This window comes from Dellaglioa carnosa, assembly GCF_026948345.1.
In the GTDB taxonomy this organism is placed as follows: domain Bacteria; phylum Bacillota; class Bacilli; order Lactobacillales; family Lactobacillaceae; genus Dellaglioa; species Dellaglioa algida.
In genome coordinates this window covers 338,253-361,488 of record NZ_JANXLI010000002.1, presented here as the reverse complement: position 1 = coordinate 361,488, position 23,236 = coordinate 338,253, and the positions used below count along the sequence as shown (strand labels likewise).

Annotated in this window: 18 protein-coding genes; 4 read left to right on the top strand and 14 right to left on the bottom strand. The window is 36.2% G+C overall.

The window, feature by feature from the left end:
- Positions 1-27: 27 nt before the first annotated feature.
- Complete coding sequence (locus N0K80_RS04625; protein WP_404825492.1) at positions 28-468, bottom strand: Fur family transcriptional regulator; 441 nt, start codon at positions 466-468, stop codon at positions 28-30.
- A 72-nt stretch (positions 469-540) separates the two neighbouring features.
- Positions 541-1,101: a guanylate kinase gene (locus tag N0K80_RS04620; protein ID WP_269023929.1), complete on the bottom strand. Its 561-nt coding sequence runs from the start codon at positions 1,099-1,101 to the stop codon at positions 541-543.
- A 144-nt stretch (positions 1,102-1,245) separates the two neighbouring features.
- On the opposite strand from N0K80_RS04620, the gene N0K80_RS04615 reads away from it, so the two are divergent.
- Entirely contained in the window at positions 1,246-1,425 is a 180-nt protein-coding gene (locus N0K80_RS04615; protein WP_057973958.1) for a hypothetical protein, read from the top strand.
- 49 nt (positions 1,426-1,474) lie between these two features.
- Here N0K80_RS04615 and N0K80_RS04610 read toward each other — a convergent pair whose 3' ends face one another.
- From N0K80_RS04610 to N0K80_RS04575, 8 genes are all read right to left on the bottom strand, one after another.
- The gene (locus tag N0K80_RS04610; protein ID WP_269023928.1) at positions 1,475-2,017 is read right to left on the bottom strand and encodes an ECF transporter S component; all 543 of its coding nucleotides are present in this window, start codon (positions 2,015-2,017) and stop codon (positions 1,475-1,477) included.
- 1 nt (position 2,018) lies between these two features.
- Complete coding sequence (locus N0K80_RS04605) at positions 2,019-2,861, bottom strand: pyridoxamine kinase (protein ID WP_269023927.1); 843 nt, start codon at positions 2,859-2,861, stop codon at positions 2,019-2,021.
- Between the two features lie 133 nt (positions 2,862-2,994).
- On the bottom strand, positions 2,995-4,161 hold the full coding sequence (locus tag N0K80_RS04600; RefSeq protein WP_269023926.1) for a cation:proton antiporter: 1,167 nt from the start codon (positions 4,159-4,161) through the stop codon (positions 2,995-2,997).
- A gap of 109 nt (positions 4,162-4,270) precedes the next feature.
- Positions 4,271-4,942, bottom strand: coding sequence for an MIP/aquaporin family protein (locus N0K80_RS04595; protein ID WP_146342711.1), 672 nt, complete (start codon positions 4,940-4,942; stop codon positions 4,271-4,273).
- Between the two features lie 56 nt (positions 4,943-4,998).
- On the bottom strand, positions 4,999-5,754 hold the full coding sequence (locus tag N0K80_RS04590; protein WP_269023925.1) for a YibE/F family protein: 756 nt from the start codon (positions 5,752-5,754) through the stop codon (positions 4,999-5,001).
- A complete protein-coding gene (locus N0K80_RS04585) occupies positions 5,751-6,854 on the bottom strand; it encodes a YibE/F family protein (protein WP_269023924.1) in 1,104 nt (367 codons plus the stop codon). Before N0K80_RS04585 ends, N0K80_RS04590 begins: the two co-directional genes overlap by 4 nt.
- A 452-nt stretch (positions 6,855-7,306) precedes the next feature.
- Positions 7,307-8,278 carry a hypothetical protein gene (locus tag N0K80_RS04580; protein ID WP_269023923.1) on the bottom strand — a complete coding sequence of 324 codons (972 nt, stop codon included), beginning with the start codon at positions 8,276-8,278 and terminating at the stop codon, positions 7,307-7,309.
- Between the two features lie 255 nt (positions 8,279-8,533).
- Complete coding sequence (locus tag N0K80_RS04575) at positions 8,534-10,135, bottom strand: peptide ABC transporter substrate-binding protein (protein WP_269023922.1); 1,602 nt, start codon at positions 10,133-10,135, stop codon at positions 8,534-8,536.
- A gap of 155 nt (positions 10,136-10,290) precedes the next feature.
- Between N0K80_RS04575 and N0K80_RS04570 the strand changes: the two genes are divergently transcribed.
- Together N0K80_RS04570 and N0K80_RS04565 are read left to right on the top strand one after the other, a co-directional pair.
- The gene (locus tag N0K80_RS04570) at positions 10,291-12,708 is read left to right on the top strand and encodes a Xaa-Pro dipeptidyl-peptidase (RefSeq protein WP_269023921.1); all 2,418 of its coding nucleotides are present in this window, start codon (positions 10,291-10,293) and stop codon (positions 12,706-12,708) included.
- A 54-nt stretch (positions 12,709-12,762) separates the two neighbouring features.
- Positions 12,763-14,211 carry an MFS transporter gene (locus tag N0K80_RS04565; protein WP_146342706.1) on the top strand — a complete coding sequence of 483 codons (1,449 nt, stop codon included), beginning with the start codon at positions 12,763-12,765 and terminating at the stop codon, positions 14,209-14,211.
- A 135-nt stretch (positions 14,212-14,346) separates the two neighbouring features.
- Here N0K80_RS04565 and N0K80_RS04560 read toward each other — a convergent pair whose 3' ends face one another.
- Together N0K80_RS04560 and N0K80_RS04555 are read right to left on the bottom strand one after the other, a co-directional pair.
- Complete coding sequence (locus N0K80_RS04560) at positions 14,347-14,886, bottom strand: biotin transporter BioY (RefSeq protein ID WP_269023920.1); 540 nt, start codon at positions 14,884-14,886, stop codon at positions 14,347-14,349.
- Positions 14,873-15,865, bottom strand: coding sequence for a biotin--[acetyl-CoA-carboxylase] ligase (locus N0K80_RS04555; protein ID WP_269023919.1), 993 nt, complete (start codon positions 15,863-15,865; stop codon positions 14,873-14,875). The genes N0K80_RS04560 and N0K80_RS04555 overlap by 14 nt, the downstream gene beginning before the upstream one ends.
- 154 nt (positions 15,866-16,019) lie before the next feature.
- Here N0K80_RS04555 and N0K80_RS04550 point away from each other — a divergent pair, with 154 nt between their 5' ends.
- Positions 16,020-16,925 carry a proline-specific peptidase family protein gene (locus tag N0K80_RS04550; protein ID WP_269023918.1) on the top strand — a complete coding sequence of 302 codons (906 nt, stop codon included), beginning with the start codon at positions 16,020-16,022 and terminating at the stop codon, positions 16,923-16,925.
- Between the two features lie 84 nt (positions 16,926-17,009).
- Here N0K80_RS04550 and N0K80_RS04545 read toward each other — a convergent pair whose 3' ends face one another.
- Positions 17,010-22,970 (bottom strand): isopeptide-forming domain-containing fimbrial protein, encoded by a 5,961-nt coding sequence (locus tag N0K80_RS04545; protein WP_269023917.1) that lies wholly within the window; start codon positions 22,968-22,970, stop codon positions 17,010-17,012.
- A gap of 10 nt (positions 22,971-22,980) precedes the next feature.
- Positions 22,981-23,178, bottom strand: a complete 198-nt coding sequence (locus N0K80_RS04540) for a hypothetical protein (RefSeq protein WP_146342702.1) — start codon at positions 23,176-23,178, stop codon at positions 22,981-22,983.
- Positions 23,179-23,236: the final 58 nt, after the last annotated feature.

Sequence of the window (23,236 nt, the reverse complement as noted above, 5' to 3'; positions counted from 1 at the left end):
GCTGTTGAATTTTATTTGAAGATATTCTTAATTTTTCACTAATTTTTCTTGGCACTCATCACAAATCCCATGTAATTCAAATTTATGTTCTTCGATTTTATAACCAGGCAACTGATTTTCAAAGTACCCTAGTGGACAACTATCCAGTTCAACAACCTTACTACAAGATGTACAAATAAAATGATGATGATGTTTATGGCTAAAATCACATTGATATTTTACACAGGCACGTTCACCATTCATTCGTTGCTCCACTAATCCCATCTCTTTAAATTCTTTAATGTTGCGATAGATAGTATTGTGGCTCATCCCCGGGTATTGATTTCTCATATAATCGTCTACAACAGTGACATCAACGTAAGATTCCTCATATTGGCTTAGATACGTTAATAAACTTTTTCTTTGTTTCGTTATTTTATATTTATTTTCTTTTAAAATATGCAATGCATCATCAATTAATTCTGTCAAAATTATAATCCTCATTTCTAAATAATAATGATTACTCTTTAAAAAGAATACCATATCAGATGAAAAAAGCAATCAGCCTTTATCCAGCGATGCAATCAGTGAATTAATCTGTTTCTTCGCATCATCCAAGTTGTCATTAATAATGATATGCGCAATTCCTTCAAGTTCTACTGGTAATTCCATATCTCGTTTAGCTTCTCCTGAGTCTAGTCTAAGGCTACGATTTTTAACGGTATCACCGCGCTTGGTTAATCGGTCTTTTAATATTTGTGTATCAGAAACACATAAATATAAAACAACCGTCTCCTTTGGTAGTTCCATTGAGTAGGTAATTGCACCTGCTGTATCTAATACAATCGTCGCATTTTCAGAGTCTGCCCAAGCAACATCTATGGCTTCTCTTGAAGATCCATAGTAATGGCGATCATACTCGACATGTTCTAAATAGTGAAAATTAAAGAACGTTTCATTTGATTCAAAATAGTAATCACGACCATTTTTTTCATTATCTCTCGGTTGTCTCGTTGTATGTGTAATGACTTTTTTAGCATTAAAGTGTTCGGTTAGATAGTCTCTAATTGTTGTTTTACCAGTACCCGGAGCTCCCGTAATAACGAAAATTCTTTTTTGCATTAAATCATTCCTTTATTATTTTTAATTAATCTAAAACAAATGTCTTGCATTCATTTTCTGTACGTACTATACTAACCTTCTACCAGAGAAAAAAGAATGCGCTTTCAAGGTAGGAGTATATAGAAACATGGAGGATACAAACTTATGAAATTTGGAACATTTAGTAAGAACTGGTACACAGTTTCTTTAGACACTGAGAAACAAATCTTTATCGCTAGTTCAAAAAATAATCCAGCCATTTCAGGTTCTGGGGTAACAATCGAAACAGCCGTTTCCAACTTATCATCAGAAATGAAATATGTTCAATCTGGACAACTTGTATAGAGGGTAAATGTGAGCTCACGCACATCAACCCTTTTTTATTTGGTCTTTTTTAGCGGTTAAATCGCGTCATTAACTTTTTAATGGGCACATATAACAAACTAACAATAACAATTGTCGAAATTGAATTAATCATCGTTGCTGGCAAACTCAAAAATGCTTGAACAATTGCAACGTTAAAGCTCACTCCCTTAATCATTGCCTCGCCAATTGAAACCAAATATGAGGTCCCAATTTTACCAATTCCAGCAGTCGCAGCAATGATTACAATCCAATATTGACCATGATAATTTTTTAATAACTTCATCGCACCTGTCATCAATAGGGCAATAGCAATGACTTCCAAAATAGTAAAGTACGCCGTATCCGCGTATCCATTTAAGATATCAAATAACCCCAGACCAATTGCGCCCGCGATGGTCCCGTAACTAAATCCTAAAAAGATGACAGCTAACGCTACCAATGAATTTCCAAAATGAATAAATGGTTTTCCAACCATAGCAGGGATCGGAATTCTAAATACTGAAATCCCAATATAGATAATTGCCGCAAATAAACCTGCCAAAATAATTTTTCTTAATCGCTCATTTCTCATTTTATTTCCCCATCCTTTGATTGATATCAGGTAAAATACTCATAAAATTAACGCCCAATCTTTCATCAAGTGCTTCCTCATCGGAAACACTCATTGCCTTCCATGTAACCTCAACTGAAAATCTTAAAGCCTCTTCTAACGCCTTACCTGTCATTAATTCACCAACCACACAACTTGCCAGTAAATCTCCCGTACCAAAATAATGTTGCGTACGTTTTTCTTTCAATACCCAACCAAATTCATTGTCCACCGTCCTAAATGCAACACCAATTTTATTTTGTTGATTGGTAACACCCGTAATAACAACAGCTTTTAAGTTTAATTTTGTTAATAATTGTTTCAATAACTGATCTACCTCTAGTTTACTAGGGTTTTCTTGATAATCTAGTTCGGCAAGCAAATAGGCCTCCGTTAGATTAGGTAAAATTAAATCGGCTTGTGCCAAACATAACATTCGTAATTCATTTACATAGTCGACGGTCATCCCCGAATACAAATGGCCATGGTCGGCCATAACCGGATCAATAGTCGTCATCTTTTCACCATCAGATAGTTCGGCCAATAAACTCCCCATAGCCTTAATACTTTCCGTAGTACCTAAATAACCAAGATAGGCGCCAGTAAACTGGATAGGAATTGTTGCCCACTGCTCCTTAAAGGATTGGATTAAAGGAGAGGTATCTGATTTCACTGGTACGCCAAAACCGCCCGTATGACTACTTAACAACATTGTCGGCAAGATGGTCGTCCGTTGCTGATAACTGGCCAATATAGGTACGGCAATGCCTAATGAGACACCACCAACGCTGGATAAATCCTGCGCAATTAATAATTGTTTCACCATTTGATCCTCCCCTTTCAAGTATTCATTCTATTATAAAATGAATAGACCAGAATAGCGATATTTATTGGTTATTTTAAAAATAAAAAACTATTACTGAATCGGCACGAAGCCAGTTCAGTAATAGTCTAGTTTACTAGTCACCTATTTGTTGTCGTCCAATAGCATGTTTCAACATGAATGGTGCCAAAATTGTCGAGATAATAATTACCATAATCACCGCAGAATAATATTCTGTCGATAACAGATGAGCGGTATACCCAATTTGAACAATAATTAACGCCATTTCACCACGAGAAATCATTCCCGCACCAATGACATAGGCACTATTAAAATCAAATCCGAGTAATCTCGCACCTAATCCACCACCGAGTAATTTTGTAAGAACTGCTAAAATGGTTAAGATAACGATGAACCAAATATTTTTCATAAATCCGTCAAATGACATATTTAAACCAATACTTGTGAAAAACATAGGAATAAATACGGCATAGCCAATTGGTTCAATATTAGCGTCAATTTCTTTTTTATATGGTGTTTGTGCAACTGCAATTCCGGCGAAGAAAGCACCAACAACTGCACTTAACCCAACTAAATCTGCTAAGTAAGCCATTCCTAAACAGATAACCAATGACATAATGGTCACTGATGATCCAACCAATAATCGTTCACTGATTCTCATTAAGAAAGGTGCTACCCATTTGAATAAGATTAATATACCGATGAAGTAAATAAATTCTAACAAGAAACCAACCCAGATATTAGTCTGGGCGCTTTCTCCGGTACTTGTAATATTACCAAAGACACTAACCAGCACACTCAAGATAACGACCGCCAAAATATCATCAACAACCGCGGCACCTAAAATCGTTGCACCTTCTTTTGAATCTAACCGTTTTAGTTCCTTTAAGACTTCAACTGAAATACTAACTGAAGTTGCTGCAAATATAACGCCTAAAAATAAAGCAGATTCAAATCCAAAATGATAAATCCGACCGAAATAGTAAACAGCAATAATAGGGAAAACAACACCTAAAGTTGCGACTGATAAAGCCGGTTTTAAATATTTCTTTAATAAATCTAAATCACTCTCTAATCCTGCCATGAACATCAAGATAATCACACCAATTTCCGCAAACATCGCAAATAAATGATCTGAATGAACCCAGTTTAACATTGCTGGCCCAAGTAAAACTCCGACCAATAATTGTCCAATTACACTAGGCACACCAATCCGCGTACTCAAATGTCCCGCAACTGATGTCGCTACTAATACCAAACAAATTGTTCCTAAAAATGCCATTATTTCTCCTCTCACTTATCATTATCTGTCTTAACCATAACATACATTAAAAATAAAAAGCAGCAAATCCCTTAATGGAATTCACTGCCTATAATTCACTTAGTTAAAATTAAGCTTCTTCACTGTTAAAAACGTATTTTGCTGCAAATGCGGCAAGTGCGCCACCAACTAATGGTGCAAGAATAAATACCCAAAGTTGTGAAAGTGCATCACCTGCTGCGTAAAGCGCAGGTCCGATACTACGAGCAGGGTTAACTGAAACCCCTGTAAGTGGTAAACCGACAAAGATAAGTACTGTCAATGTTAATCCAATGACAAACCCAGCAATGTTACTGTTACCAAATTTTTCACTCGTAACCATCAAGATAACTAAGATGAATAAGAATGAGAATAAGGCTTCAACGAAAAATGCCATGCCGCCAGAAATAGTTGCATAACTATTTGAACCAAAACCATCAGGAACCTTTGATGTATCTGTCATTGATGCAATAATCATTTTAACCACGCTAGATGCAACGATTGCACCTAAAACTTGACTAAACCAGTAACCGAACATATCCGTTAATGACATCCGTTTATTGATGTACATTGCCAATGAAACGGCAGGATTCATATGTCCACCTGAAACAGGTCCGATAGCATAAGCCATCAAAACAATAGCTAATCCAAATGCAAGTGCGATGGCAACTGGACTACCGTTACCTATTGTAACTGCCCCTGTACCAATTAATACCAAGAAAAATGTGCCGATAAATTCAGCAATATAATTTTTATAATTCAATTTTGACTCCCCCTTTATTAGTATTCTTTAATTATACACATAACCTTAAAGCCATTTCAATTATTTTCTTTTTTTAATTTTTGAATTAAAACCCATGCTGTGATTGGAACCGCCAGAATAACACCTATGATAGAAAATAAAATCATTATTAATTCTGCAACAAAAATTTTATCATTAATAATATCAGCAAATGTCGCATGCGTTTGAACTAATAAAATAAATAAGGCTAAAAATCCACCAAAGAACCCAAAAAATAACGTATTAAAGGTCGTTCCAATAATATGTTTACCAATACTAATCCCGGCGGCATATAATTTTTTCAAGTCAACTGTTGGCGTTTGTTCGACGATTTCATTAAGTCCTGCAGAGATGGCAATCGCACCTTCAGCAATTGCTCCTAACGTACTAAAAATTGCCGTAGAAATCGCAATTTGCATAAAATTAGCTCCTATTAATAGGGAGAAGGCTTCAATTTCTTCACTATCTTCTGCCCCAAATCCCTGAACTGCCGCTAGGTGTTCAACCGGAATGATTAATAATACTAGGATAATAAGCACAATTAATGACGCATAAAAAGCAGTCTCCGTCACTTGCGTATTATCATCTCCCAGAAAAATTGTAATCGCCAAAATAATTATGCCATTGATCAAGGTCACCGCAACCGGTGGAAATCCACCCGTAATTAAGATAATCGTGAAAAATAACATTAAAAAATTAAGGAATAAACTTAAGAATGAACGCACACCATTCATTCCACCAATAGAAACCATTAACCCAAATAATATAGCACTTAACCATCCAATCGTGATCATGAGGCTTCACCTCCTTTTATCAAGCGACTAGCAAAGAAACTTGCCACTGGAATGGCAATCACAATACCGATTCCACTGATGAGTGTCTGGACGACGCCTAAGGCCATAGTCCATGAAAAAGTATATCCAATTGTATTTGTCGTTCTAAAGTAGAGAACTGCCAGTGGGAAAATATCAGCGATAAAAATTAAGAATAAAACGTTGATTAATGGACCCATAATTGATTGTCCTACTTCACGACCAGATTTAAATAATTCCTTCGGTGAAATCATTGGCTGTTCCTCCTTCAATTGAAAGAGTGTCGCCACAATATCCGTTGATTCGTCCATAACAGCTCCCAGAGACCCAAGTAATGTTGCCGCTAAGAAGAGTTCCTTCGGCGCTTGGGTAGCGTACGATAAAGCCTCGTAGTGCATCCCTTGATCATTCGTTAGCCTTAAAACAATTACACTGATAATAACTGACAAACTAGTCCCCGTTAACGTCGCTAGCAGCGTAACCAACATCTGCCGGTTTAATCCAATCACCAAACTTAATGTGAGTACCGCAAAAATAAGTGCGATTCCGGCAAAAATCCAAAAGAAATTCGTAATATTAACAAAAATTTCAAATTTAATGGCCACAAAAAAGATGATCATATTCAAAGCAATACTTAAAACAGCGATCATCCCACTAATCTGCATAAATCCTACCAACATACTGACGGCAACCCAAATTAAGACGGCCACGACGACATCTCGCTTAAACCCATCTATGGTACCCGTCAATCCGCTTTTATGTGGATTAACCGTGACAAATACTTGATCATTCTTTTGATATTTTTGATCATTTGCTCGAGATGAAGAATATGTATTTGGTAAGACAATTTTTTGGCCCTGATACTTGCCGTTCATCACAATTCCCGATATTTTTTGTTTGGTTTGCGTATCTTTATTTTCAAATTCATCGGTGACCTTCTCAGTTTTATCGTCCGTAACCTGCGTTATTTTAACGATAGTATCCGAGTATAATGCCTGATCAAACTTAACACCTAGAACAAGTAAGCCACCAATCACAATCGTTAAAATTAAGATAATATTTTTATGAAATAGCTGTTTCATTGGTTTACACCTCATTTATTTAGTAAATATTAACTTTATCAGTTTAACATTTTATTACAGATAAAGTTTGACATAGAGTTAGCCTTATTCACATTGATTCCATTTAAAACATAAGTTGCGGGGCTTAAAGAATGAACTTCTACTTAGTTTATGAACCCAATTTCACGTATTTGTTCAAATAACTATTTAGGTTAGAACGATTTTTATTACTAGAATAGTTCAGATATTTCGCCCGACGGACTGCTACTTTAACCGTACTTTTAAACAACTTCATAATGATTATCCTTATTATTTAATATATACGAGTCATTAAGCTAACCGGGCAACCTAAATGGATCATCATTATTAGTCCTTTAGTAAAAAGAGTAGACCAACATTTACAAAATTAACGCTTCGTAAATGTTGGTCTACTCTTTTACTTCATATTCATACACGTTGCAACCTATTATTTATTAACGCGTTATCGTAGAAGTTTCTATAGTATCTTTTTCATAAGCCCTTGAATATTTAGCTTTAACGGATACTGTTAGATTATCGTGATCAGGAACCATATAATAATTGTGAACCGCACCACCCGATCCATTAACAATGCTTATCTGCCAACCACCATTACCGTAGGCTTCATATGTTCCCGAATCGTGTCCATCCCGAATTTTGAGATTACTGCCATCCACAACTGATATTGTCCCCGCATAATAACTTCGAATATCGAATCCAGAAATTTTAGATTTAAACTTATTGTTAAGTAAATCTACTGCTTCTTCAATCGATAAATCTTTTCCATTCGTGGAAGAACTTGTTTTAGGTTTTTGCGTATCAGTTCCTTCACCAATAGTCACATTATTTACTATTTTATTTCTAGCATCATCAGATAATTTTCGATTAACGTACGTGACTATTTCGGACATCCCTACTTTTTGAAGCTCATTATCTGAATTACTGTAATAATCAACAGTGTTATGTTCATCACCTAACAATCTATAATAAGGACTATCACCTTTTTGGATATAGTATTTAACGATACTGGAATCAGGCGATTCAATTGAAACATTGAATCCGTCCGTTATCTCGCCAGATAAGTTACTCCAAACGTGATCCGCACCATAGTAAGCAATTGCTATGGCTGATTGTTCAGGGGTATCTTTCATTTGTTGAACCGTAAGTGTCCCCTCACTAGTATTTCTCCTAGAATTTCTTTTTTCATTTTTTATTGACTCTGACTTAATTTTCATTTTTTTAATTGATTCCGCTCGACTACTTTCAAGCTTACTTGATTCCTCTTTACTTATTGAATCAGATTTTTTTGTTGATTTTGAATTGGCAACTGAACTACTAGTACTCGTATCTTCTGAACTTCCATTTGAACACCCCACTAAAACTAATAGCAATGCTAATCCCCAAATACCTAACTTTATTTTTTTCATTATTATCCATACCCTCCAAGTATTTTTTTACCTTCATAAGTTTCTCATATTAACTTATTATTCACAAATTTATCTCAACCAACTTAACCAATATAACCAAAGAGAACTTTAATTATTCTCACTGCGATAATAAGTACTAGAGACCGTGACATGACAATACTAAAGCCAAATAATATCGTTAGCTATTCTACAAAAAAAAGAACTTAAGCTATTGAACTAAAAATTCAATAGCTTAAGTTCTCAATTTAATTAGTCCTACTTAATCGTCATATCACGATAGAACAATGTTGTGCCGTATGGGTTAATATGGATTCCAGCGATATCTGGGTTTAACAAGTAAGCCATTGCTCCTTGGAAAACAGGTACCATATAAGCATCTTCGCCAACAATTTGTTTTTCGGCATCAATCAAACTAGCCCAACGTTTTGTTGGATTCGTTGCAAAGTCATTTTTAGCTTGATCGAGATCTTTTAAATATTGTGCATTTTTGTAATCTGTACTCAAGTGATAAGCACCACCATCACTGATAAAGTTGATTGGATCAGCGTAATCTGGCGTCCACGTCCCATAAACAACATCAAACTGGTAAGCAGTCGTTGCTGCTAAACGTGATTTGATTGGTATGTTACGGGCGTTAATTGTTAATCCTGGAAGGTTACTTTCTAATTGTGCCTGTAAGTATTCAATCACTTGTTTGGCCTCTGGCGTGTCAGAACCTAAAATTTCAATAGTTAAGCCTTTTTTACCAATTTCTTTAAGTCCCTTTTCCCATTCGGCTTTAGCTTCTTTTTTATTGAAAGCGAGCAAGTCACCAGCTTCTTGACGGTAATCTTTTCCATTGACCGGGTTCGAGACAAAGTTAGCTGGCACAATCCCATTCAATTCTGATGAACCATCATTGAGAATTTTACTTGCTAAGGAGCTCTTGTTAAACCCGATTGCAAGGGCCTTACGAATGTGTTTATTACCAGTTGCTTCGCGCTTTGTATTAAAGCCTAAATAACCGATTAATGGTGTTTTACGAGTTGCAAAGCCTTTTTCATTTTTATATTGTTTAACGTAATCGTTAGCTAACATTGAAAAATCAATTTTACCCGTCTGATATAGTTTACCAGCTGTTGCGCCGTCTTTTACAACTTGTACATCAACTTGAGTTAACTTAACTGACTTAGCATTCCAGTAATCCGTATTCTTAACGTATGACCATTTATTATTAGTTCCCGTCCAGTCCGTTAATTTATAAGGACCGTTCACAATCATGTGTTTTGAATCTGTTCCATATTTGTCACCCTGTTTTTTAACGTAGGCTTCATTTTGAGGAACAAATGGCGCCCCCGTTAAAACTTCTGGCAGGTAACTAATTGGCTGTGCCAATGTAACTTCTAATGTTGTTTTATCAATTGCTTTAACACCTAATTCATTAACAGCCATTTTGCCGTTACGAATGTCATAACCATTTTTTAGGATATCGATTCGTTGTGAATTAGGTGATGCTGTTTTAGGATTGGCTAATTTTTGCCATGCGTAGACAAAATCATTAGCCGTCACGGCCGTTCCGTTTGACCATTTTTCATCTCGTAATTTATACGTATACACTGTTTTTGCGTCATTTGTCGAAACACTTTTAGCCGCTGCCAAAACTGGTTTATTTTTTTGATTATAAGTATACAAACCTTCATAAACGTTTTGAATCGCTTCAACACTAAACGTATCGCTGTATTTAGTTGAATCTAAAGTGCCTAACTGATCAGTTACAGCCACGTTTAAACTACTATCAACTTTTGTTGTTGTTTTCCCACAAGCAGCCAACACCCCTAGAACCATGATACTCAAAATTAATGCGACTTTCCTTCTCACTATTAGACACTCTCCTTTTTTAATTACCTTAATATCTTTGACTTTACTCAGTTACTTATTTTTTGTCAATAGAAACGTATCATTTCAACCTTATTTAAATTTAAGTTATACTTAAATTAATAGTTCAATCAATTTTGAAAGGGAGTTTCTGACTAATGAAAAATAATCAATTTGCTAACTATACACCTACCTTTGAGACACAAATTAAAGAACTCAAAGCCATGAAATTTTACATAGATACTGAAACTAATCTGACATTTTTACTTGAGCAATCACTCGATAAGATTTTCCTTGATTACCAAACTGACGGATCAAAACACCAAAAATATCACTCATTACTCGCAACCGAATCGACCTCAGTTGATGATTTTTTTACAATGAAAAATGAATTAACGCCCACTATCTTCTATAATATTGCATTGCAGTTATTAGAATTTGAAGTCGGCATTGATTTCAAAATTGACGACCCATTCACGGCAATGACTAAGATTCAATTACCTTCTATCGAAATCATTAACTCAGTTGATGATTTTTGGTCAGCTTGGTATCTATTATTAACAACACATACAAAAAACGGTCAGGTTTTCACTGATCTATTAGCCAATAAAGGGTACTTCGTTTCTTTCTATGAAGACGCCAAACCACTCTTTTTCAATGGCAAGGCACAACCTGTTTTCGATACCACAAAGCTAATTCGTGAAGTCGTTTATGTTGAGGCACCACTAGATACCGATCACGATGGTCAACGTGATTTATTAAAAACAGAAATTCTAAGACCAACTGTTACTTCAGGTTTTAAAGTGCCTGTCTTATACACGGCAAGCCCTTATAACCAAGGTACGAATGATGAAGCAGAAGTCATGCATAACGTTGATATTCCACTCGCAGAAAAACCTGTCACAGACTTATCTGAAGCAGATATTACTTATACCTATCAAGAACCTGAATTGCCCAATCCGCGACCAGTTCTTTCAGAAACAACTGAAACTGAACAAACTTTTAGTCGTGAATTTTCGTATACGTTAAACGATTACATGCTTGCCAGAGGATTCGCAGTTGTCTACGCAGCCGGAATCGGCACTCGCGAATCAGATGGCGTTCGAACTTGTGGCAGCGTTGAGGAGACAGTTTCAACCGTGGCAATCATCGAATGGTTAACGGGCCAACGCCAAGCTTTCACAAATAAATTGGATAATCGCGCAATCAAAGCAACTTGGAGTAACGGAAACGTTGCAATGACTGGTAAGTCTTACCTCGGAACGCTCGCTACTGCTGCAGCAACCACTGGTATCTCCGGTTTAAAAACCATTATTTCTGAGGCAGCAATCTCAAGTTGGTACGACTATTATCGTGAAAATGGACTAGTTGTCGCGCCTGCCGCCTGCCAAGGAGAAGACGCAGATGTTCTGGCTGAACTTTGTTGGAGCCGTAAAAAAGATGCCGCAGACTATACAACTATTCAAAATTATTTTGGCGAAGTTATGGACAAGCTGGCAACGGGACAAGATCGTGAATCAGGTAACTATAATCAATTCTGGGATGAGCGTAACTACTTAAATCAAGTTCAAAATATTAAAGCCAATATTATTATGGTTCATGGTTTAAATGATTGGAACGTCAAACCACGCCAAGTGGAACAACTTTGGCAGGCATTACGTCCCTCTCCAGTCGTAAAAAAATTATTTTTACATCAAGGAAAACATATTTATATTAATAATTTCCGTTCATTAGATTTTACAGATATGATGAACCTTTGGTTGTCTAATCAACTTTATGACGTTGAAAATGGTGCAGAGACACTTATTCCCAACGTCACAATGCAAGATAACTTAGATGCCGAAACTTGGCATACATTTGATGATTGGGCGGATCCAGATTCACCTGTACAGTCTTATCACTTCCAACAAGATAAGCTGACTCAATCGGTCACTTCGGATGAACATCAATCAGTTACCTTTAAAGATGACCTACCGGATGACATCTTTAACGCCTACGTGACAAACAATAATCTTTGGGAACACGACTTAATTTTAACTAAAGAAACAAATATGGCTGAAAATCGTGTTCAACTAGTGACAGATTCATTTACCGAACGTCTTTTCATTTCTGGTTCAGCCCACGTTAAATTGTCCGTCTCCGCCGGGCAGACAAAGGGCTTGATTAGCTGTATGTTAATTGACTATGGCGAAGCAAACCGACTCAATGAAGTACCAACCGTTTTAGGTCGTAAAGCCCTAGATACCGGATTTCATTGGCGTGAGGATGATTTAGTTGAGTTTACTAAGAGTGCAAGGTCTACGCCCTGGAAAATGATTTCAAAAGGCCATATTAATCTCCAAAATAGAACTAATCGTTATCAAAATGATTCCGTGCTTCCAGGTACTTTTAATACGGTAGAGTTTGACTTACAACCAACAGCCTACCAAGTTGAAAAAGGGCATCAACTTGGACTTATTATTTATGCAACTGACTTTGGTATGACTTTACGTAACAATGATTCAGATATCTATACGATTAACTTAGCCAATTCTCGTCTTAAAGTTCCTTACCAACCTGTAACAACATTATTCTAAACGTCTAACCTAAAAAATGATGATGTAATATCACCAAGATAATGGAGATCACACATGGCTACTCAAAACGCATTTGTTACAGATCCAGAGATTCAAAAAAGAAAATGGTGGATTCTAACGTCAATTGGGCTATTTACCTTCATGTCCACACTTGATGGTTCAATCGTTAATATTGCGCTGCCTAGTATGAGTCGTGAATTAAATGTACCAATGAACCAATCCGAATGGGTCGTTTCAATTTACCTTGTTGTCATCTGTTGTTTGTTGCCCCTATTTGGTAAATTAGGCGATACCTACGGTAAAATTGGTGTCTTCCGAATTGGTACCATTCTATTTGTTTGTGGCTCGATACTAGCTGGATTCAATACTGGGCTACCTTTTTTACTCTTTGCCCGTGTCGTTCAAGCAACGGGTGCCAGTATGACATTAAGCGCAAACGCAGGGATTATCACTGAAGTTTTCCCTCACAATGAACGCGGTAAAGCATTAGGTTACATTGGCTCTTTCGTTTCATTAGGTAGTATCGCCGGTCCTGGATTAGGTGGACTTTTGCTTGCTCATCTATCGTGGAGTTATATTTTCTGGATTAACATCCCGGTTGGCGTAATTGCCATTCTTGTCGGTAAAGCCATTTTGCCAAAAGATATCACTAAAACGCGAACAAAAATCGATTACTTAGGGTTTACTTTTTACGCGTTAACGATTGCGACTTTTTTTATTGGTATCTTCATTGGCCAAGAAATTGGCTTTAATCAACCTGCCATCATTGGCTTATTCGTAACCGCTCTAATTTCCCTAATCGTTTTTATTACGATTGAAAATAAAATTGAGATGCCTTTAATTCAATTTACAATTTTTAAAAACATTAAATTTTCAATTGGCCTAATTGGCGCATTATTGATCTTTATTTCTAATTTCTTCTTCAATGTTATCTCGCCCTTCTATCTTCAAAATACGTTGGGTTTAACGCCTAATATTGCTGGTTACATCTTGATGCTTTGGCCATTAGTTATGGTCGTGATGTCCCCGGTCGCTGGTTCATTAAGTGATCGTTTCAATCCACAGTTAGTTACTTTAATTGGGCTTGTTATTCTCTCAATTTCACAATTTGGTTTCTTCATGATTAATGCGGATACGCCACTTTATGTCTTTGCTATTTTCGTAGCCATTGCTGGACTGGGAAATCCCTTGTTCCAATCACCAAATAACATGACTATCATGGGTGCCGTTGACCAGAAACAACTTGGCGTCGCTGGTAGTATGAATTCTCTATCTCGTAGCTTAGGGATGGTCATCGGGGTTTCCGTTGCGACAACCTCTTTGTTTACCGCAATGAGTCATAAATACGGTCAAACAACAACGACATATATTAAAAATCGTCCAGACGTTTTTCTTTACGGAATGCACGTCACCTTTTTAATTTCATTCATTATTTGTTTAGTCGTTACGGCCTTAACTGCTATATTACTAGTTCGTAGTTATCAAGAAAAAAAGGCAAACTAAAACTGCTTCTGATTGTATCAAAAGAGAGAAACACGTAATTATTAACGTGTTTCTCTCTTTTTATTTTCTTAAGTTATTAAAGTCCATCACTTATAGAATCGGTGTTAGTTGATTTATCTAGCTAAAATTAACATTCTACAAGGTTTTTATTTCATACCTCCGTATTAAGTAGTGATCTAACTCGCAAACAAAAACAACTTTAAGTATACCAACAAGTATAAACGGTAAAACGCCAATCAAGAATGCTTGTTGAATGGTTGTTTGTTGGTAAATCATTAACCATGCGGCACCGAGTAATAATTGAACGCTAGCACCCAATAAGTTTGCGACGTACAGTTGCCAACGACCATTTCCACACCATTTTAAAAATAAACCAGTCACGATAATATAAATCAAGAAACCAAATAAATAGCCGCCGGTCGGGCCGATTAATGACAGTAGTCCTGAGTGGAAACCAGCAAATACGGGTATGCCAATTAACCCCAGTAAAAGATAAATACCAACTGTTTTGATTCCTTCTACGACCGGTCTCAAACTTGCCAACAACCCAATAAAAATCGTTTGTAAGGTCAACGGAATCGGTCCTAGTGGAATAATAAGTTGCGATAGAACACCCATAACAGCCGCCAATTCCGCCGCAATAATTAATTGTTTCAACTGATTATTCTTGCCCATGTGCTATACCCTCCACGTTCACTTTTGTAATTTCTCCTGCCATGTACTTTGTAACTTGTCCGTCATCATTTCGAAAAACCAATTGTCCGCTGTCACTAATCGTTTCAACAACACCCGTTATTTCTTGATGACCACTTTTTAAAGTTGCCGTCTTACCAATTACAATTGACCGTTTACGATAATCGTCCATAAACCCGCCTGATTGATAATCTTGATAAATGATCATAAATTGATTCGTTATTTCAGCAATTAATTCGTTTCTTGTAACGTCCCCTGATTCAGCTACTAACGATCCTACTTTATCTCGTAAATCAGTCGATAATTTTGTGATATCCGTTTTAAAATCTAGCCCAATACCAATAACAAGACTTGTCACCTGTTGTGTCTCAATATCCGTAACTGCCTCAGTTAAAATACCGCAAACTTTTTTATTTTGATAATAAATATCGTTAACCCACTTTATTTGCGGTTGAATATTTAATTTATTTTCCAATGCATAACTCACGGCCATGGCCGTAGCTGTTGTTAGCTGTCCAACATCTTTAATCGGCTGATCAATTCGTAATAGATAACTCATATAAATACCGGTATCTTCCGGTGATTCAAAATCTCGACCAAATCGTCCATATCCACCCGTTTGACCGTTAGCCACAATTAGCAGCGGTTCATTATTACCTTGTTGGCTAGCACGTTCTTTAGCCAATTGATTAGTTGATTTTAATTCATCGAATGTTTCCACCTGAATCCCTTGGTTATCTAAATATGAATAAATAAGTTGTGGATTCAATCGGTTACCATCGTTCAATATGTATCCTTTCTGAGCAACCGTCTCAATTTCAAAGCCATTTTCCTGTAGCCCTTTAATTGCCTTCCAAATGGCCGTTCTTGAAACACCAATCGTTTCAGCCAGAACTTCTCCTGAAACAATACTGTCTTGTCGTTCAGACAAAATTTTAAGAATCTGATCTTTTGTTTTCATTATCCACCGTTAACCTTTTATTTTTTTAAGTTAACATAACTTTAAACTAAATGACTATAAATTGCAAATTGTGCCTTTTTAATTGTTTTCATTCTGGTAAATAACCTCAAAAGTGCTATGCTTAATCTATTCTTAAGAAATTAGGTGGATTAATATGGCATATGGAACGAAAATTATTACGTTAGATAATGGGTATCATCTCTGGACACACACAGAAGGACAAGGCGATATTCAATTACTTTGTCTCCATGGTGGCCCCGGTGGTACACATGAATATTACGAAAATTTTGCTGAAAAATTAGCTCCTCTTGGCGTTCAAGTTTCAATGTATGACCAACTTGGTTCATGGTACTCTGACCAACCAGATTTTACTAAACAAGAGAATGTCGACAAATTCCTTAATATTGATTACTTTATTGATGAAGTTGAAGAAGTCCGCGTTAAATTAGGCTTAGATAACTTCTACTTAATTGGTCAATCATGGGGTGGCGCTCTTGTTCAAGAATACGCATTGAAATATGGTGACCATTTAAAAGGTGCTATTATCTCAAGTATGACTGACGATATTAATGAATACTTAGCTAACGTTAACGCTATTCGTGCTAAAGAATTAGATGCTGATGCGCTTGCTTACATGCAAGAATGCGAAAAAACAGGCGACCTTGATAACGCACGTTACCAAGGCTACGTTAACATTTTAAATGACGGTTATGTTGATCGTAAAAAACCAGCTCAAATTGCTCATTTGGTTAGCACAATGGCCGAACCTGTCTACAACTACTTCCAAGGTAATAACGAATTCGTCGTTACCGGTAAATTAAAAGATTGGTCAACTCGCGACCGTATCAAAAATATTACTGTTCCAACCTTAATTACATTTGGCGAACACGAAACAATGCCTCTAGCAACAGCCAAAAGAATGTCGGAAACAATTCCACACGCTCGTCTTGTAACGACTCCTGAAGGTGGTCATCATCATATGATTGATAACGCTCCTGTTTACTTTGATCATTTAAGTACTTTCCTAGCAGATGTTGAAAACGATAACTTTAAAGACTAATAAATAAAAAAATAAGCACCCTCAAAATCAATGATTTCGAGGGTGCTTATTTTTTATGGAAACTTATTTAAAAATTGTAGCTGATTAGTTTTTAGCTTTTTTGCGACGTGCAATAACGAAGCCAGCTAAACCTACTAATCCAATTCCCGCAAGACTTAATAATGTACCATCCGCATCATTAGTTTGTGGCAATTCTTTTTGTGTTGTTGGTGATGTGACGCCCGGTTGTGATGGTGCCGGTGTTGCTGTTCCTGGTGCTGTTACTCCAGGTTTTACGGGCGGTGTTACTTCTCCCGGTTTTACAGGTGGTGTCACTACTTCACCTGGTTTTACAGGTGGTACAGGATTTTTAACTGCTGGAATTTCTACAGTTGCGTCAGGTGGCACAATCTTGTCACCATCTTTATCCGTACCTTCACCCTTAGCCGTATTCGCAATTTTTCCATTTTCTGGAATTAAAATGACCTTAGCTTTGAAAGTGATTACCTTAGATTCATCAGAGCGTAAATCTCCAATTGAAGCCGTTAAGATATTGTTTTTCCAAACATCTTTATCAGAAACTGATTTACCATTTACAATGGTTGAACCTGCAACTAATTCCAAATGTTTTGTATCCAACGTATCGCTAATTACTGCATTGTACCAAGTACTTGCGTCAGCCGCATTTCGTGCCGTAATTGTGTACGTGAATGTGTCGCCTAATTTTAATTCTGATTGACTTGCCGTTTTTTCCAATGATGGATTTGGTTTGATTGGATTTTCTGTTCCTGGTGTTGGTGTTTCTGGTACTTCTCCACCTGGTGTTGTCCCTGAACCCAAGGCAACATTATCCAATTTACCATCTGCATCTTTAGTAACTGTAACGTCAAATCCGATAACTACTTTTTCTTTACCTTTTAAATCCCCGATATTAATTTTTAAGTTCTGACCGTTAAAGTTTTTGTCATCGGCCGCTTTTCCGTTAACTGTTAAAGTACCTGTTTTAAATTCTAGTCCTTTAACCAAATCATCTTTAACAATAACGTTGTAAAGCATCCCAAATTCATTAACATTTTCAGCCGTAATATCGTAATGAAGGGTATCACCAATTTTTACTTCGTGATTATTCAAATCGTTTCCTTTAGCATCTGAAACAGCTTTATCCATTTTCAGTTTACCATCTTGGAAATCTGTTGGAACATCTACGGAAGCATCTGGTGGTGTGACGACATTACCCTTACTATCTGTACCTGTAGCTTGTGTCGTATTGTGAACAATGCCATTTTCTGGAACAGCAATTACTTTTACCTTAAATGTGATCGAAACTGATTTTCCTGTTCCTAAATCGCCGATCTTAACATTTAATTTGTTGTCTGACCAAGCCTCTGTATCTGACACGGCTTTACCGTCAACTTTTGTTGTATCTGAAACATATGTTAAGTAACGTGCATCCAAGTTATCTTTAACAACTGCATCTTGCCATTTAGCAGCGTCTTTAGCATTACTTGCCTTAATCGTATATTCGAAAGTTTCACCTAAATGCGTTTTTTCTACATTAGCTGTCTTTTCTAATTTAGGTTCAGGATTTGCGCCGTTATTTGTCTCAGGCGTCGTTGTTGGTGGAATTTCTCCTTCTGGAGTCGTACCGCCAACCAAGGCCACGTTTTTCATTTCTGAACTAGCTTGATCGTTAACAATAACATCAAAACTTAGAACAGATTCTTCATTGTACTTCAGATCACCTACATTAACGCTGATATCTTGTCCCTTAACGTTGTTATCGCTAACTGTATTAGCGTTAACTTTAAGTGAACCTGCCTTATAAGTGAATCCTTTTTCTAGAGAATCTTTAATGAAGACATTTGTAACAATACTATCTTTAACAACGTTTTTTACGTTAATTTCAAAGTGTAACGTATCGCCAACTTTAACTTCTTTTCCGTTTAAACTATTACCATCAGCATCTGAAACTGTTTTTAAACTCTTCAGTGCTCCAGGTGCATAGTCAACTGGAATATTCACGCTAGAATCTGGTGGCGCTACTTTATTTCCTTCACTATCTTTCCCAGTAGCACTCGCTGTATTTTTAACAACCTTACTATCGGGTATCGCTTTAACTTTAACTTTAAATTTCACATTATTTTCTTTGCCACTGGCAACATCACCTAGTGCGACGTTTAAAACATTGTCTTTCCAAACATCTTTATCTGAAACTTTTTTACCATTAACCGTTGTACTATTTGGTATTAATTCTAAGTAAGCAGAGTCTAATTTATCAGAAATACTTGCTCCATACCAAGTACCCGCTTCAACAGCATTTTTAGCAGAAATTGTATATTCAATTTCTCCACCTAACGTTGTCTCGCTAACATCACTTGTTTTTAGCAATGAAGGTTTTGGATTAACATAATTTGTTGTTGGTGGTGTTGGTTTTTCTGGTATCTCAGGATCTGTTCCTGAAACCAAGGCCACATTTTCTAATTCTCCAGTAGCGTCTGGTGTTACTGTTACATCAAACCCAACAGTCAGAGATTCTTGACCCTTCAAGTTTCCTGCATCAAGATTTAATTTTTGACCATTAAAATTACTATCGTCTGCACTAACGACTGTGCCATCTGGCTTAGTAATTGTTAGTGTTCCTGCCGTATATTTAAATGCATTGATAAGTTCATCTCTAACTTTAATTCCCTTAACAATTGTACCAACTTCACTAATATTATTTACAATGACATCAAAATGAAGTGTATCGCCAATTTTAACGACATCCCCATTTAAATTGTTTCCCTTGCTATCACTAACCGTTTTAACAATTGATAATTCTCCAATTTTGTAATCCACTGGAACTAAAACTTTAGAATCTGGTGGATTAACAGCATTCCCTTTACTATCCTCACCTGTTGCTTTGGCAATATTAGGAATAACTGTTTGTGTTGCTGGAATTTCTTTAACTTTTACTTCAAACGTAATTGTTTTTGTCTCTCCAGCCTTTAAATCGCCGAGTTTCATTGTAAGACGATCCTTATTCCAAACTGTCGCATCTGAAACTGATTTACCGTCTAATTTAGTTGAACCTGGAACATATTCCAAATATTTAGTTTCTAGACTATCAGTTACTTGTGCGTTATGCCAAATACCGGCACCTTTTTCATTACCAACTTTAATTCTGTATCCATATTTGTCGCCCATTCCTAGAATGTGCTTTACATTTGATTCTTTCTTAAGCGTTGGTTTAGGTTGTGCGTTATTTTCTGTTTCTGGCGTTGTTGTTGGTGGCACTTCACCGCCTGGTGTTGTCCCTGAAACGAGTCCAACATTTTTCAAGTCGCCGTCTGCATCTTCTGTAATTGTAACGTCAAAGCCAACAGTTACGTATTCTTGGCCCTTTATACTTCCAACGTTAATTGATAAGTCTTGGCCCTTAAAGTTCGTATCTGAAACTGTCTTTTTAACGCCGTTAACGTCTGTCACTGTTAATGTTCCTGTTTTAAAGGCGAATGCTTTAATTAAAGAATCCTTAACGATAACGTTCGTTACAATACTATTATCAACCGTATTTTTCACTTTAATATCAAAATGAATTGTATCGCCGACTTTTACTTCTTTACCATTAATATTGTTACCATTTTCATCTGTTACAGTTTTGGTTGAGATTAACTCACCATCTTTGTAATCTACAGGAGTGCTAACTTTGGCATCTTTTGGTGCAACTTCTTTGCCAGCCGCATCTTTACCTGTTGCACTAACGGTATTATCAATAATCTTCTTAGCTGGGATGTTAATGACTTTTACTTTGAAAGTAACTGTCTTAGATTCCCCAGCTTTTAAGTTACCTACTTTGTAAGTAAATGTCTTATTGTTGTTCCAAACGGTTGCATCAGATAATGCACTACCGTCTAATGTTGTACTGTTTGCAACTAATTCTAGATTAGTTGTATCTAAATTATCTGTCATGACAACATCATTCCAAGTTCCGTTAGAACTTGGGTTTGTTACTTTTAATGTGTACGTAAATGTGTCACCTAATTTAGCTGATTTCACACTCACGCTCTTTGTTAATTCAGGTTTAACAACTTCTTTATAATTTTTAAGATCTAATGTAGCTGGTGTTTTTTGATCTTTAGTAATCACAAGACTGTGGCTCTTTGTATCTTTAATGTAACCAGGAAGTGCTGAAGATTCTTCAACAGTATATTTACCTGGTTCTAAATAATGTAAGTCAAATTGACCCTTATCATTTGTTGTTAAATTACTTTTAATGACTTTACCATTAGCATCTTTTAAAACATACTTAACGCCTTTTAAAGGTACGCCCGTATCACCATCTGTTTTAGTAATAACGGCATCGCCATTGTAAATCGTTGTCTTATTAGATTCTACTGGATTAGCGTATTTAGAAGAGAACATCGCTTGATTCAAGATATCCCCGGTTCCATTAACCTTAACTTGGAAAACGATGTCTCGTTTTGACCCAGGTATAACGTTACCCAATTTAATTGTACCGTTATTCCATACTGAATCAGTTTGTTTATTACCATCAATTGTTAGTGATCCTGGTACATAAGTATGACGACCATCAAGAACATCTTTAAGTTCAGCAGCAAGCAAGTCTTGCGTGTTTTCCTTGTCAGATTCATAAGCTAAACGGTATTCAACAATATCGCCTTTTTTCTCAATAGTTGTTGTTTTGTAATCAGCATCTTTGTTCGTGATGTTTTTAACATCTTTTTTCAATGTTGATTTTGTTTGATCAGGCAATTTATCAATTGCGACTGCTTGATTATTTGTGTAAGTTCCTGTTGAACCCGTAAATCCCCAGTAAACTTTTTCGCCACCGAATAAAGCGTTTGGATTAGCTATTTTGTAAGTCTTGCTACCAAATCCTTCAATCGTGTACGATAATGTTTTACTTTGAGAAGACCATGACATATCTACTTTACGCCATTTATTATTAGCTAATTGATTTGTAGCGGTACCTAACATAATATTTTCATGGTTACGTGCGACAGATTGTGTTTTTTGGATGGCGATATGTCCATAATCTTTAGCGCTCATATTAATATCGGCATCATTTGTTCCAACCGTTGCATCGTTATTACGATACGTATCAAATTCTAGTGCCAATCCATTTCTAATATATCTATCAGGGTATGATTCCATACCATATGCACCAATACCAGCACCCATGGCACCAACGGCCTTTAATTTCTCAGGGTCATTTTGCATCACAAATGTAATTCCATCAGCGCCTTTATTGGCTTGATTTTTATCGCCTAAGAAAACATACATCCCCATATCGAAATCTTTAGTTAAATCAATTTGATTTTTATACCAAAGTCCACCCTTTTGTTTCTTTTCATCATCTGTAATAACAACCTCATTCACATTCGTTTTATGAACGTATGAATTAAATCCTTCTATTACTTGGAAAGTATCCGTTAAAACAATGTCTGATTTTGGTGGATCTGGCACTTCACTTGGTAATTGACGTGTCGTTTGTTTGATATCTTTAACGTTGCTACTTTCGCCTTGAGCCATTTTAGCTTCAGCTGAGTCATCTTTTGTTGCTTTATCTTCTTTAACCGTTTCTTTTGTTGCTTTTTCAGAAATCAGTTTAGCGTTAATTACTTTTTTACTTGTTTTACCATTTTTATCAAAATCTTTTAAGACAATGTCACCCTTTTGACTTTGGCCCTTGTTAGCAACCAACGTTAATAGGATTGTTTTGCTGACTTTGTAATCATCTAAATTAAATGTCAGTTTATTTGTATCTTTTGCGTAATCTACTTTATTTTGTGTTAACCCATCCGCAGATTTATACGTTAAGAAATCAGGTAGTTCAATTTCCATTTTTTCTAGGTTAACGCGACTATCACTAATTTTAAGCTGATACTCGCCCTTTTCTGTTACGTCTAATTTTTCCATTGTCTTATCTTTGCTATCTAAGACATTAATTCCTTCAACTGCTTTTGCGGATACGCTTCTCATTTGATTCATAACTGATAATGGTGACGAAATAACTTGCATTACAATATATAATATTGTAATTGCCTTATATAATATACCCATCTATATCCCCCTACTTTCCTTTTACGTGAACCGTAACGGCATTTGATTTCTCAGATATTTTTTTTGCCGTTTGTTTCTTCGAATGACTGCTACTTGTTGTACTCTCGTTCGACGTTTTTTTAGCTGTATTACCACATCCCGAAGTGATACCCCCTACAAATATGAATAGTACAATTAAAAATAATATTTTTTTTACTTTACTTACCACATTTATACCCCCTTATGTCGTTCAAGATTTATACCTTATTGTATGACTATGTCAGTAG

Excerpts from the sequence above, each read along its gene's own strand:
- N0K80_RS04620 (WP_269023929.1), bottom strand. The coding sequence starts at position 1,101 with ATGCAAAAAAGAATTTTCGTTATTACGGGAGCTCCGGGTACTGGTAAA.
- N0K80_RS04615 (WP_057973958.1), top strand. The coding sequence starts at position 1,246 with ATGAAATTTGGAACATTTAGTAAGAACTGGTACACAGTTTCTTTAGAC.
- N0K80_RS04610 (WP_269023928.1), bottom strand. The coding sequence starts at position 2,017 with ATGAGAAATGAGCGATTAAGAAAAATTATTTTGGCAGGTTTATTTGCG.
- N0K80_RS04605 (WP_269023927.1), bottom strand. The coding sequence starts at position 2,861 with ATGGTGAAACAATTATTAATTGCGCAGGATTTATCCAGCGTTGGTGGT.
- N0K80_RS04600 (WP_269023926.1), bottom strand. The coding sequence starts at position 4,161 with ATGGCATTTTTAGGAACAATTTGTTTGGTATTAGTAGCGACATCAGTT.
- N0K80_RS04590 (WP_269023925.1), bottom strand. The coding sequence starts at position 5,754 with ATGATCACGATTGGATGGTTAAGTGCTATATTATTTGGGTTAATGGTT.
- N0K80_RS04585 (WP_269023924.1), bottom strand. The coding sequence starts at position 6,854 with ATGAAACAGCTATTTCATAAAAATATTATCTTAATTTTAACGATTGTG.
- N0K80_RS04580 (WP_269023923.1), bottom strand. The coding sequence starts at position 8,278 with ATGAAAAAAATAAAGTTAGGTATTTGGGGATTAGCATTGCTATTAGTT.
- N0K80_RS04570 (WP_269023921.1), top strand. The coding sequence starts at position 10,291 with ATGAAAAATAATCAATTTGCTAACTATACACCTACCTTTGAGACACAA.
- N0K80_RS04565 (WP_146342706.1), top strand. The coding sequence starts at position 12,763 with ATGGCTACTCAAAACGCATTTGTTACAGATCCAGAGATTCAAAAAAGA.
- N0K80_RS04560 (WP_269023920.1), bottom strand. The coding sequence starts at position 14,886 with ATGGGCAAGAATAATCAGTTGAAACAATTAATTATTGCGGCGGAATTG.
- N0K80_RS04555 (WP_269023919.1), bottom strand. The coding sequence starts at position 15,865 with ATGAAAACAAAAGATCAGATTCTTAAAATTTTGTCTGAACGACAAGAC.
- N0K80_RS04550 (WP_269023918.1), top strand. The coding sequence starts at position 16,020 with ATGGCATATGGAACGAAAATTATTACGTTAGATAATGGGTATCATCTC.
- N0K80_RS04545 (WP_269023917.1), bottom strand. The coding sequence starts at position 22,970 with ATGGGTATATTATATAAGGCAATTACAATATTATATATTGTAATGCAA.